Origin of the sequence: Stomatobaculum longum (assembly GCA_000242235.1) — a bacterium.
GTDB lineage: Bacteria > Bacillota > Clostridia > Lachnospirales > Lachnospiraceae > Moryella > Moryella longum.
Genome location: JH590861.1, coordinates 142,692 through 155,643, shown reverse-complemented (window position 1 = coordinate 155,643; position 12,952 = coordinate 142,692). Strand labels below are relative to the sequence as shown.

Below are 12,952 nucleotides of genomic sequence, written 5' to 3'. Positions count from 1 at the left end.
GATTGCTCTTAATATAAATTCTGATTTGATGATTTCTGTTTTGATCTTATCATGTAGACACATGGATGTCAGCCGACATTTACAACTTCATATTGATCGTCGGGATGTAGCTTCAGCCCATGCTTCAGGAGCTTCTCGATATCACACATCTGTTTCTTGTCATAGTCCCCGGTCAGCTGATAATTGGGATGTTTCGTCAGATCATATTTATCCGACATGAAAGGGCGCACACCGCGCAGCTGCAGAATACATTTATTACCATCGAGTACCTGCAGTTCATCGACGGAGAGCAGATCTTTGCCACAATGTCAAGTGATGAATTCAAAAATAAAAACTGCCCACCCATTTTAACAATGAGTGGGCAGTAAAACATCGTAGTTAATATAAACTTCATTATATTCTTGATAATTCCCTACGTACCTGTCTTAAAAGGTTCTTCGTAGATGAACTGGTAGATTCCTGTGTCCCTATGAGTTGTACTAACCATTTTTCTGCTTCTTCTAAGTAAGAACTATCCCTCCAGTTTTTAGCTAAATATACAGCAAATTCAGCAAATTTTTGTGCGTGATAGACCTTTCTTTTATCACTACTAAAGCATTTTCTTAAAGTATTCATTGCTTCCACAATACTTTCCTCAGAAATAGAAGTTCTCTTGTTTTTATTTGCCTCAAACAATATGATTGCATGTGAATTCTTCATGCTAAAGTTAGAACCATTTATACTTATAGCTTTATCGATATCTTCAAAAGCTCCATTAAAGTCATGACGATGAGATTTATACAACGCCATCTGTTGCAATGTATATGCACCACTATCAAATTGAAAAATGCGTTCATATAAACTATAGGCATCGTCACCAAACAAGTCTGAAAATAATTTCCCATCAAATGCACTACGTCTAAACACATGATACCGATAAATCTTGTATGGTGACACACTCAAAATTAATTTGCGAACTACAGCACTAAATTCTTCTTTAAAATGTGACTTTAATACTTTATACGCTAATCTCGCAAACAAATTAGATCTCAATTCATAATAGTCTTGATTATCAATATCTTGTGATAATGGAACATTAATTTCACTAAGGTATCCTTGCGTAGCATCAATATACTCTCTGAGAATTCTATAATTTGTAGTATTCTCAAATGCACAAAGCACATCCATGTTAAGACAAGATTTATTGCAAGTAAGATAGGTACTTAATGCAATAATATCAAAAGTTTTTTCTGAGGCTTCGTTAACCCTTTCCAATAAGTCTTTTACACGATTCGATGTAAGTATATTTTTTATATTTTGAGAAGCAAATTCCAGAATAGAGAATTTTTCATCTTCTGAATCTTTATATGATAAATCTTCTTGTTTCCTAAAATTTACAGGGATCTTATTAAAAATTCCCTGTGCTTCTTCCCTTGTTAATTCCCCTATATCTTTTCGCTTCACTGATACACCTTCAAGAAGATGTTTCGTAGACTCAAAAGCATAATCATCAGCAAAGCCTAATACCCCAAAGTTGCTTTGTTGCATAAGCAATTTTACAACCGTTATATCATCACAACAATTATCTACAAAAACCAATGCCTTGGATCCACCTAATAGGTTAATAATTCGCTGTGCTTCTTCTACAGAAATATTTGATAAAATTATCTTGTATTCTGCCTGCGCTTTAGCAGCTATTTGCATCATAAGCGTAGTCTTACCGGAGAATGGAATTCCAACTGCTATTATATTTTTATTTTTAAGAACAGCTTCATATAACGCATTTACATTTTTTGTTTGATATGCGTAATCTGACAATATACAATACCAATGTGTATAGCCTTTAGTATAGTAATCTTCTCTTTGTACGACTTCCAATTGATTAATAGTTGGGATGGCATAAGGACGAAGAGAATCTATATTTATATTGTTCGAGATTTTTTCCTGGTTGGGGATATTTAAATCAATCCATTTCAATAGTTCTTCTGTCGTCCCCACAATAACATGGCATCCCATATCACGAAAATAATCAATATTATCACTACTTGGCATACATTGAACCCAAACATCCTGATTGCCTTCCTGTAATAATTTTGAAATCGTTCTTTCTACAGCATTATCGTGAAATCCATAACCTATAAACAATGTCGGAGCCTCAAGCAACTTGGCATGCATCAAATCAAATAAATCTTTATTATCTGAATCTACATTTGCAAGTTCATTTTTCCCAAAGTAAAGATGGGAATTTAAATATTTCACATTTCCATGCAAAGGAATGAATGGAAGAGATGATGCATTGCGCTTTGCACCATACTCAGAAATATTAAACAGACTATATCTTTTACTTGAATCCATTACACACTGAATAATATTATCAATGTTTGTTGTAATGTAGGAATGCAAATAAATTCTATCCAATATATCATATTGATGATTATAAGAAGAAACCGTAAATTTTTCACGCAAATATTTTTGAAAAGCGTCTTTGTGATGTATATTTACAATATTAGAAAGTCTTTCTAAATCATCTTTGTATCTCGCATCTATACCAAAACGTTCGCATATTTGGGGACATAATTCATTTGCATCTGGGAGCAAATTCCCTTCCGCATCTGGAAGTTTAGAAAAACCAGCTCCAGTAAACAAATTAATCCCCGATTGCAATGCCTCTTTGAATATTTCTACACAATCAATCGAATCATCATGAATTGCCATATCTATCTTCCTCCATAAAAGTTTTAAATATCAAATACAAACCAATTCTTAAACAAGAATTATACGGCCGATTGTAAAATCAGGTTGAACAGGTATACTGAAAAGTCCATAAAGTTTCTCTTTGGTAGAATGTATGTGCTCAATCATCATTTACAAGGAGAAGACCCTATAAACCAAGTACATTCTACAACTGAACACAGGAAAGGTAAACATCTTTCATTTGAAGAACGTGTTGTCATTCAAATTCGTCTCAAAGATGGATGGACACCCAACAGGATTGCCGGAGAGTTAGGTTGCGCGCCCAACACCGTTCGTAACGAGATCAAACGCGGTACCGTCACTCTTTATAGGGGCAACATCTTCCGTTACAAGGCAAAAGTCGGGCAGGCCGCCTACGAGAAGAATCGTGAAGCTTGTTGCCGTCACTATGATCTTCTTAAAAAGAGCGCTTTCATCTCTTATGTATCTTATGTAGAAGAGCACTTCTTTGAAGACGAATGGTCGCTGGATGTCTGTGTCCACCGCGCTCTGAAGGATGGAACATTCACCAGAGAAGCAGATCGTCTGCACGAAAACGCTTTACGGCTACGCAGATCTTGGGCTTCTGAACATCAGAAACATTGATCTTCCGGAAAAGCTGCATTGCTTACCCAAAACAGCACGAGTTCGCAAAAACAAGCGAGTTCTGGGCAGAAGCATCGAGGAACGGCCAGCCAGCATCGAAAATTGTACGGAGTTCGGACACTGGGAGGTGGACCTGGTCATCGGGTCAAAAAGCGGTAACGATGACGCACTACTTACTATGAGCGAACGGAAGACCCGCGAATACCGGATGATCCGCATACCGGGCCGCGATCCGAACGGAGTCATGGAAGCGCTTCGGGAGGTCAGATCCCAGTACGAAGAACACTGGGATGATGTCTTCAAGACGATCACCACGGACAACGGCTCCGAGTTCTCGCTATTGTCTGGACTGGAGGACCTGATCCGCAGATTCATCCCCAAGGGTTGCAGGATCGAAAGCTTCACGAACGAGCAGATCTGCCAGATCGAAGTCTGGTGCAATAGCCTTCCGAGGAAGATACTCGGTTACAGTACCCCGGATGAGCTCTTTGAGGACGAACCGGACAGGATATACACCGTGGTCGCGTAGCGTTCGGTAGCACAGGCTGACTGTCTGCTCGCTCTGTGCTTATGAACAACATAAGAGGAATGTAACCATTCCTCCAGGATAACCATCCTGTGTGCTTAGGACTTATTCAACTGTCAATGTTCAACTTGTTATTGCAATTTGCGATCTGATTTCACTTCTATTCTCATCCATTATACGAAAGAGCCGTTGGAATTTCATCCACTGCTCATTTTGTTTCTTTGAGACAGTACCCCGTCGATCAGCCCACTTTCAACTTACAGGCGCGCAGCTTGACCGGACTTTTACGTTTCACGCCATAAAAAGACCTCCCGCCATTCTCTCTTTTAAGAGACGGCGGGAGGCTATTCTGCTTCAGCTCTTCTGCTTCAGCTATTCTGCTTCAGCTATTCTGCTTCAGCTGTTCTTTATTTTTATGACTTCTTTTCCAGCAGCGCCACGCACTCTAAGTGCTCCGTCAACGGAAAATTGTCAATCGGTACAATGCGCTCACAGTGGTAGTTCCAACGCTTTAAGAGTTGCAAATCCCGCGCGAGGGTCTCTGGATTACAGGAGACATAGACTATGCGCTTCGGCTTCACCTTGCAGGCGCTCTGCAGAAAGCGCTCGGTGCTGCCGCTTCGCGGCGGGTCCATAATCACTACATCGAGCTTCTCGCCGCTCTCCGCGACGCGCAGCAAAAAATCACTCGCATCGTCCGCAAAGAAACGTATATTCTCGATGCCGTTCCGCTTCGCGTTTGCAATCGCATCCCGCACGGCAGCCTTGTTGAGCTCAACGCCGATCACCTGTCCCGCGCTGCGGGAAGCCGCCATGCCTATGGTTCCTACACCGCAGTAGGCATCCAGCACCGTGTCGTTCGGCGTGAGCTGCGCAAACGAGAGCGCAATCTCGTAGAGCTTCTCGGTCATCTTCGCATTCACCTGATAGAAGGAGGCCGGCGAGAGGCGGAATGTAAGCCCCAGAAGTTCATCTTCGATGTAACCCTTGCCGTAGAGTACCTTATCGCGCTCGCCGAGTATCATGCTGGTCTTCTGCGGGTTGATGTTCTGGATGACGGTCGTAATCTCCGGACACTGCTTTCTGAGGGCCGTGACGAAGTTCTTGCTGCCCGGGAATATGGGCGTGCCGGTCACAATCACCACCATGATTTGACCGGTCGCCTCGGAAGTGCGAACCAGAACATGGCGGAGCGTCCCGATTCTAAGATCCTCGTCATAGGCCTTCAGGCGGAAGGAAACCGCCAAATCGCGGATGATGTGAATGATGCGATCCGCCGTTCGGTTCTGGATGCGGCAGTGGTCAATCGGAACAACCCTGTGGCTGTCCCGCTCGTACACGCCGACCACGAGCTTCTTATTCTGAAAACCGAAGCTCGCCGTCACCTTGTTCCGGTAGTGCAGCGGCTCGGGTGCCGCCACAATGGGCTCGACCTTACAGAACTTGCCGAGCAGTTTCTCTGCTTCTCTCTGCTTTTTTCGAAGCTGTTCCGCATAGGGCAGGGCGCTGTAAGAACAGCCGCCGCAGCGCTTCTCATGGGGACAGCGCGCCGTCTCGGAGACAGCGCGAAGCGGCGCAGCTGGTTTCGCTGCGCCGCTTTTTTTCAAAAGCGCCTTCTTTTCGGGATTACTGTGCCGCTCAGTGCTTTTTCTCGCGGCGGATTTTTCTTGTCTCATGAATGAGCCATTCTCTCTCTTCTTCCGGAAGCAGCGGCGCAATGGTCTTGCGGACGCGCTTCTGATACTTGTTAAAGCGGCGGATATCGTCCTTCGACATGACACTGAGATCCAGAGCGTCCGGATCGAGCGGTGCCCAGGTCAGGTTCTCGAAGCAGTTGAAGCCCTCGTGCTCCGTATCCTTCACGCAGATCAGCATGTTCTCGATGCGGATGCCGTAAGCGCCGTCAATGTAAACGCCCGGCTCGTCACTCGTCACCATACCCGGCTCAAAAGCGACCTCTCTTCTGTAGTCCGGATGTACCCACGGGCGCACCGAGACCGGAAGCTCGTGGACATTGTTCACGAAGCCGACGCCGTGACCTGTGCCGTGGCCAAAGTCTCTGCCGTATCTCCACATGGTCTGACGCGCATAGGTGTCGAGATTCGGTGCGGTCGCGTAGTACGGGAATACCGCAAACATGAGGTTCAGCATGCCGATGACCGCAAGCGTATAGTCGCGGCTCTGCTCCGGCGTGATATCGCCGAGCGCAATGGTTCTCGTGACATCCGTCGTGCCGTCCAGATAGTGTGCGCCGGAGTCCACGAGGAACAGACCTTCGGGCTTCACAACCGAACTCTGCTCCTTGGAGGGCATATAGTGTGCCATTGCCGCATTGGCCTGATAAGCCGGAATGGTCGGGAAGCTGAGCTCAATGTACTTCGGATCCGCTGCGCGGAACGAATTCAGCTTCTCGCCGAGATCGTATTCCGTATAGTTGTCCGCCTTGCCCTCTTTGATGGTCTTCTTCAGCCAATAGAGGAACTTGGTGAGATGCACACCGTCGCGGACGTGGCAGTCGCGGAAGCCCTGCAGCTCGGTCTCGTTCTTGACAATCTTCATCAGAGAAATCGGGCTCAGCGCATCGACAATCGTATTCTTGTCGGCAACCGCATTGTAGACCGCATAGTTCAAATCGCGAAGATCGGTCAGGACGCGCTCGTCCTTCAGCTTGCCGACCTCAGCGAGGAAATCGTCATAGGAACCGGTCTTGATACCCTGGTCCGCGAGATACTTCTTCGCCTCCTCCGTGAGTGCGTTCTCCTGGCAGAAGAGCTTTGCGGAGCGCGGCTTCACCATCAGGTAGGACAGGAAGACCGGGTTGCAGGCAATGTCGGAGCCGTGCAGATTCGTGACCCAGGAAATCTCATCCAGTCTGCCGGTCAGGAAGACTGTGCTGTCGAGCTTCTTCATAGCCTCCTGCACGCGGTCGATCTTGCTCTTCGCCTCTTCGCCGGTGTACTTCAGCTCATGCACCCAGATCGGCTCATGGCTTCTCTCCGGGCGATCCTTCCAGATATCGTCGACGAGGTCAAGATCGGTGATCAGCTTGCCTTTCTTCTTCTCAACGAGTTCCTTCAACTCCTTGCCGGTCTTGGTGCCGAGCAGCGGCGCATAAAAAGCGAGCGTGCCGCCCTCCGGGAACTTCTCCTCGAGATAAGCGGTAATCGACGGGGTTCCCGGAACGCCCGCTTTCATGAGGCCGACGCCGCTGTCTTTTAATTCTATTTCCGCCTGCACAAAGAATCTGCTGTCGGTCCAGATGTATGCTTCTTTCTCCAGAACAACCAAAGTGCAGGAATCTCCGGTAAAACCGCTGATTTCACGCACGCTCTGATCGCGGGCACTGATGTCCTCACTGCCGTGTGCATCGGAATACGGCTGATAATAGACCGTGACTCCACGCTTCTTCATCGCCTCGCGAAACTGTTTCAGTTCTTCTCTCATATCGGCCTCCTTGTTTTTTCCCCGGGCACTCACACCAGCTGAAAGTGCTTACAGGCATTCCAAATACCGTCTTCGTCAATCGGGCTTGTGACATAGTCCGCAATGGCCTTCAGCTCCTCCTTCGCATTGCCCATCGCAATGCCGACACCGGCCTCTTCGAGCATCTCGCTGTCGTTAAAGGAATCGCCGAACGCATAGACATCGCGCATTTCCAAGCCGTAATACGCGCAGAGTTTCTTTAATCCCTCTGCCTTGCTGATGCCTTTTTCAATGATGTCCGCGCCGTAGTTCACGGAGAACATGCGAAGCTGTAAAGTCGGGAATGCCCGCTCCATGGCTCTTGCCTCTTCTTCCGTGCCGATAAAGTTGACCGTGCGTATCTTTTTGTCGAGGAGCGCCCACGCGTCCTTGAACTGCCGACCGCACTGCCCCCAGCGCTGCATCTCCGCCTCGCGGATGCGCTCGGGGTTTATGTAGTAGTCCTCATCTTCTATGGTGACACCGAAACCGATGCCGGTCTCCTCTGCGTAGTCCAGCATGCGCCGAAGAAGCGCGCGGTCAATGAAGTGCTCAAAGAGCACTTTGCCGTCGGCAACCACCTTGGCGCCGTTCTGCTCCACGCGGGCGTCCGCATTGACCAGATCCAGAAACGGGCGGGAGTAATGCGTTGACATGTCTCTTCCTGTCGCAAGCACTACGAGCTGTCCCCGCTCCCGCAGTTCCCGCAGCGCTCTCCTTGCACTGGCGGGAATCTCAAGCGCCTTGTGGTCATAGAGTGTCTTGTCAAAATCAAAGGCTACCATCTTTTTCATAGAAAAAAATCCTTTATCGCGCTGACACATGTGCAATTATACCATGTGTTCCCGCAAAAATACAGAGATGCGCCCGCGAACTTAGCTATCGCAAATAAAAATAACCGCGCGGACATTGCGACTTGTAACAAAAAAACAGGAGATTCGGGAATCTCCTGTTTGATTCAACTCGGGGCGACAGGATTTGAACCTGCGACCTCACGGCCCCCAGCCGTGCGCTCTAGCCAAACTGAGCCACGCCCCGCAACACGCATTTTATTATAGCAGAGCGGGCTCAGAAAGCAAGTTGTTTTTGTTACGGGCGAAGCACCTGATAATCCGGAACATCGTAGTACCCGGCCGGATCCGCGTCTTTGCCAAACCACACAAAGGCATAACTGCCGTCGATGCCGACGCCCATGGTCTTTAAGTCGGACCAAGCGCCTTGGGTTGTCATGACGGCGTTGTGGCCTTCCGAGTGCTGCCAGAGATCCAAAGCCACCTCGGGGGTAAGAAGTCCGCTGGACCACGCTGAATTCTCATAGCCGTTGCCCTGATAGGAAGTCAGCTCCCTCGGCTTACTCCACATGGCGGACGCATACAGGTGGTCGCCGGTGTAAACCACAGGTGTCCAGTTGCCGTGCGAAGACCAGCTGTGCAGATTGCCCTGCACGCCTCTCGCATCGACCTGATCTTTCGGGTTGTAAGCATTGGCATCCACCACATGCGTTCTCGCAACCGTGGTCAGCGATTTCGAGAACGATAATTTCTGCAGGCCGAGGCTCTCGCGGTAGGCATTGATATCATAGTAGAGCTTCGCCTCTTTCTCGGTAAGTCCCTGCGCCTGGAGAGCTGCAATGACTCTCGTCTCTTCGCTTTCGGTCTGTGCCGCCGCTGTAGCTGTATTTGCGGCATTCTGAGCGCCTGTGTTTGCATTCACCATCGTATTCGAAGAATTGCCGCTTTCCTGTCCCTGCGTCGATGCCGTCACAGTCGTGCCCGCCGTACTTCCGCCGCCGGAACCGCCGCGTCTTCTGCCGCCGCTTCTGCTTCCGCCGCCACCGCCGCTTCTGCCGGTGCTTCGGTTACCCCCGCTGCCGACCCGCCGGACAGGCTCTGCCTCTACAACCGGTTGGCGAAGACCCTCGACCCATTTGCCGCTCGCATCCACATAGTAGCCGTCCGGCGTCCAGGTACCTGCAAGCATTGCGCCGTCGGCGCCGACATAGTAGTTGCCGATCCAGCGGCTTTCTGCCATATAGCCGATGGCATCAAAATAGTACCACTTACCGTTGATGAGACGCCACGCATCGGTCGGATAGGCACCGTTTGCCTCCTCATACCACCAGCCGCGGTCGTTTCGCTTCCACTGCGCGCCGTCGGCGAGCGCCGGGACAGCCAGCGCCGCGGAAACCGCGGCCACGGACAGCGCACACACAAATCTCCTCCACACTTTCATAAGCACCTCCCAAGAAATCCTGATACGGTTTGTAATAACTACAGTTTAGCATGTATCTTCTGATAAGTCTAAGAACTTACGGCTGTTTTCACATTTTCTCAACATACTGTTATCGTTTGAAAAGGCGGCTAAGCGGACAAAGGAATTGGTACAGCAATCATCGTGTAGGTATTGCAGAGTCACCGGAAGATGTCAACAGAGCAAAGAAAAGAGCCGCTCTCCCGGTCAGGGAAAGCAGCTCTTTGGTGTTTATTCTCTTTTGTTTACAGATGCATAAACTCCAGCAGGAGGAGCCACGCAAGACCGTAGTAGGTCACGACACCGACCAAGTCGGTGATGGTCGTAATCAACGGACCGGAAGCCGCTGCCGGATCTACATGAATGTGCTTGAAGAAAATCGGGACGGCCGTGCCGACCAGACTCGAAATCAACATTGCGACAACGAGGGAGATGCCGATACAGCCGGAAATTGCAAAGCCGTAGTGAATCGGCATGCCTTTGAAGAACGCGATGTAGACACCGACGCCGACAAAGGCGAGCACGCCGAGGACCGCACCGTTCAGTGTTCCGACATTGACCTCTTTGAGAATCAGCTTCAACTTTTGTTTCGGCGTGAGCTGATCGTCCATCAGAGCGCGAATCGTGACAGCGAGCGACTGGGTACCGACATTTCCGGCCATGTCCAGAATCAGGGACTGGAAGGCCATGACAATCGTGAGGCGCGCCACCACGCCTTCGAAGAGGCCCACTACGGTCGAGACGACCATGCCGAGGCCAAGGAGCAAAATAAGCCAAGGTAGACGCTTCTTGACGCTCTGCTGCAGCGGCTCGTTCAGATCTTCCTCCGCGGAGAGACCTGCCAACTTTGCGTAGTCCTCTCCCATCTCATCGCCGACTACCTCTGCGATTTCCTGCGAGGTGATTGCGCCGAGGATGTGGTTGTCGGAAGAAAGGACCGGAATACTCTCCTCGGAATAATCCCGGATAATCCAGATGCAGTCCTCAATTCGCTCATCGGCGTAGACATACGGGAACTGTGTCATGATGATGTCCGAAAGTTCGGTGTCCCTGCGGGCAATGATTAAATCCTTTAAGTTGATTGCACCGTAAAAGACGCCCTGCGGGTCCAGCACATAGAGCACCGAAATGTTGTCGTGCTCCTCCGCCTGCTCGACAAGAGACTTCATGCCCTCCCGCACGGTCATATTGCTGTACAGCCAGACGAAGTTCGTCGTCATGCGGCTCGCGATTAAATCTTCATCGAAGGATGCGAGACTCTGCAGTCTGCTTCTCGACTCGGCATCCATGAGCTCGAGCCATTCTTTTTTCTTGACGGAGTCGGTCTCTTTCATGAGGTCAACCGCGACGTCCGGCTCCATCTTTGCGAGCACGCTGGCCGCGCGGTGCAGACTCATCTCTTCCAGGTACTTATCCGCCTCGTCGCAGTGCTCCAGCACTTCCGCGAGATCTTCATCGCTCTCCAGGCGATAAAAGCGCTCTCTCTCTTCAATCGTAATCTGATCCAGCGCTGCCGCGAGATCGCCCGCATGATATTCGTCGAGCTCATCGCGCATAATCTTCGGTGATTTGCGCCCGCGGAGAATTTCCAGAATTTCCTGCTGGATTTCTTCACGGGTCTTCATGCCCTTATCTCCCATACTCTCTCCTCTCTGTTCTTCTAAGCTGCTCAGGCAGCTCGTTGACTGGTTGCGCACTGACAGTCAAACCGGAGGCGCGGCGAACAGGAGAGAGCGGCAAAAGCCTTCCTCTACTTCTGAAAATGCAAAAGGTTCCCGGAATATCGCGCGAGGCACATTCCGGCGAACATCCTGTCCGCTGCGATCTTACTTCGACCTCCACCATCACTGTCACTCATCCCGGTCACCTCCTTCTCTTCTATAGTTCGTTATAACTGTTACTCTTATTAAGACATACACTGAAACTATAACATTCTATCTTTTTCATTTCAAGAAAAAAGCTGCTTTGCCCTTTGGAAAAAACAATCTTCGAACCACCGCTTTTGCAAGAGAAAAAGCCGCTTCCGCTGTATCTTTACAGGAACTCTTATGATATGATACTTCCACGAACAAAAAGGGGGAAGCAACTCATGGAACTCGATAAAAAACGCGCGGAACAAAAGGCGTTGCTCTCGCAGCTGCTCGGCGCAACCGTAGGCGCTCTGATTTATGCCGCAGCGACAAACTGGTTTATTGTCCCGGCAAAACTGTACTCCGGCGGCCTCTTCGGTATGTGCCAGTTAATCCGCACCGGTCTGGTCTCTCTTCTGCACCTGAACACCGGTAAATTTGATATCGCCGGTATCATCTACTACTGCGTCAACTTCCCGGTCATCTTGATTTCGATGCGCGCCATCGGCAAAAAGTTTTTCTGGAAGACCTTATTTACGACCAGCCTGATTTCCTTCTTCCTCTCCGTGATTCCGGTTGTCCATGTCATGGATGACATGCTCTCGACCTGTATTGTGGGCGGTCTGGTCTCCGGTTTCGGCCTCGGTGTTATGCTCCGTAACGGCGCTTCCGCCGGCGGCATGGATGTCATTGCGCTTCTGCTCATCAAGTGGAAAAAGGACTTCAGCGTCGCCAAGGTCGGTATCGGCGTCAATATCGTGCTGTACGGCATCTGCCTCTTCCTCTTCAACGCCCAGATTGTCATCTATTCTCTGATCTGCACAGCAGTCTGCACGGTCGCCGAGGACAGAATGCACACCCAGAACATCAATGTTCTGGTCACGATTATCACGAAGAGCAAGGACGCTTCGCTCGAAGAAGCGATTCTGAAGCAGCTCGGACGCGGTGTCACCACCTGGGGCGCGCACGGCGCTTACACGCATGAAGAAACCCGTGTTCTCTTCTGCGCCGTCTCGAAGTACGAAGTGCGCCAGCTGAAGACTGTGATTTACAGCATCGATCCGCAGGCTTTTGTCGTCATCAATGAGAAGGTCAGCATCGAGGGCCACTTTATCAAGCGACTGTAAGAACCAATGTTTCAGGGGTCGTGCGCACGCGCGGCCTCTTTTATTTGTCCTTTCACGCTCTTCCGTCATCCGCACGCAAAAAGGCGTTGTGCTTTCGCACAGCGCCTTTCTTCTTACCTGTTTCTGCCTGCAGGTGCCGGTTTTTTGGGCTCTCGGGCTTTTACCGCTCTTCTTTCTTCTTCGCGACCGCGAAGCCTGCGAGCAGCATGCCGAGCGCAAGACCTGCGTAGTTCAGCGCGAGCGGCGCCTCACCGGTCTTCGGGAGACGGCGCTTTCTGCCCTGCAGTACATTGCCCTGCGCTGCGGACGGCTTCTTGCCGCCGTTCTTATCCGCGAGCTTACTGTCGCCCTGCCGGTCCGCGTTCTTCTGCGGGGTCGGCTCGGACATGGCAGGCTTGTTGTCGGAAGTCGGCTCGGAC

8 protein-coding genes, 1 tRNA gene and 2 pseudogenes are annotated in these 12,952 nt (G+C 49.8%); 2 read left to right on the top strand and 9 right to left on the bottom strand.

All coding sequences use genetic code 11. From position 1 onward, the window contains the following. Positions 1 to 68 precede the first annotated feature (68 nt). Both HMPREF9623_RS11750 and HMPREF9623_RS00680 read right to left on the bottom strand, forming a co-directional pair. A pseudogene (locus HMPREF9623_RS11750) lies at positions 69 to 302 on the bottom strand (VirD4-like conjugal transfer protein, CD1115 family); the annotation flags it as partial. A 91-nt stretch (positions 303 to 393) separates the two neighbouring features. Further along, a complete protein-coding gene (locus HMPREF9623_RS00680) occupies positions 394 to 2,694 on the bottom strand; it encodes an SIR2 family protein (RefSeq protein ID WP_009531962.1) in 2,301 nt (766 codons plus the stop codon). Between the two features lie 168 nt (positions 2,695 to 2,862). Between HMPREF9623_RS00680 and HMPREF9623_RS00675 the strand changes: the two are divergent. Continuing rightward, positions 2,863 to 3,847: pseudogene (locus tag HMPREF9623_RS00675) on the top strand (IS30 family transposase). Positions 3,848 to 4,257: 410 nt separating this feature from the next. Here the strand turns inward: HMPREF9623_RS00675 and rlmD are convergent. The 6 genes from rlmD to mgtE form a co-directional block, all read right to left on the bottom strand. Further along, positions 4,258 to 5,451, bottom strand: coding sequence for a 23S rRNA (uracil(1939)-C(5))-methyltransferase RlmD (rlmD, locus tag HMPREF9623_RS00670; RefSeq protein WP_009531960.1), 1,194 nt, complete (start codon positions 5,449 to 5,451; stop codon positions 4,258 to 4,260). Positions 5,452 to 5,482: 31 nt separating this feature from the next. Then, complete coding sequence (locus HMPREF9623_RS00665) at positions 5,483 to 7,288, bottom strand: aminopeptidase P family protein (RefSeq protein WP_009531959.1); 1,806 nt, start codon at positions 7,286 to 7,288, stop codon at positions 5,483 to 5,485. A 29-nt stretch (positions 7,289 to 7,317) separates the two neighbouring features. Then, positions 7,318 to 8,100: a Cof-type HAD-IIB family hydrolase gene (locus tag HMPREF9623_RS00660; RefSeq protein WP_009531958.1), complete on the bottom strand. Its 783-nt coding sequence runs from the start codon at positions 8,098 to 8,100 to the stop codon at positions 7,318 to 7,320. A 169-nt stretch (positions 8,101 to 8,269) separates the two neighbouring features. Then, positions 8,270 to 8,344, bottom strand: a tRNA-Pro gene (locus HMPREF9623_RS00655). Positions 8,345 to 8,395: 51 nt separating this feature from the next. After that, the gene (locus tag HMPREF9623_RS00650; protein ID WP_009531957.1) at positions 8,396 to 9,538 is read right to left on the bottom strand and encodes a CAP domain-containing protein; all 1,143 of its coding nucleotides are present in this window, start codon (positions 9,536 to 9,538) and stop codon (positions 8,396 to 8,398) included. Between the two features lie 263 nt (positions 9,539 to 9,801). Continuing rightward, the gene (gene mgtE, locus HMPREF9623_RS00645) at positions 9,802 to 11,196 is read right to left on the bottom strand and encodes a magnesium transporter (protein WP_009531956.1); all 1,395 of its coding nucleotides are present in this window, start codon (positions 11,194 to 11,196) and stop codon (positions 9,802 to 9,804) included. Positions 11,197 to 11,645: 449 nt separating this feature from the next. On the opposite strand from mgtE, the gene HMPREF9623_RS00640 reads away from it, so the two are divergent. After that, the gene (locus HMPREF9623_RS00640) at positions 11,646 to 12,533 is read left to right on the top strand and encodes a YitT family protein (RefSeq protein WP_009531955.1); all 888 of its coding nucleotides are present in this window, start codon (positions 11,646 to 11,648) and stop codon (positions 12,531 to 12,533) included. Between the two features lie 160 nt (positions 12,534 to 12,693). Here the strand turns inward: HMPREF9623_RS00640 and HMPREF9623_RS00635 are convergent. Further along, positions 12,694 to 12,952: LPXTG cell wall anchor domain-containing protein (locus HMPREF9623_RS00635; protein ID WP_009531954.1), on the bottom strand; the 259-nt coding region annotated here is incomplete at its 5' end.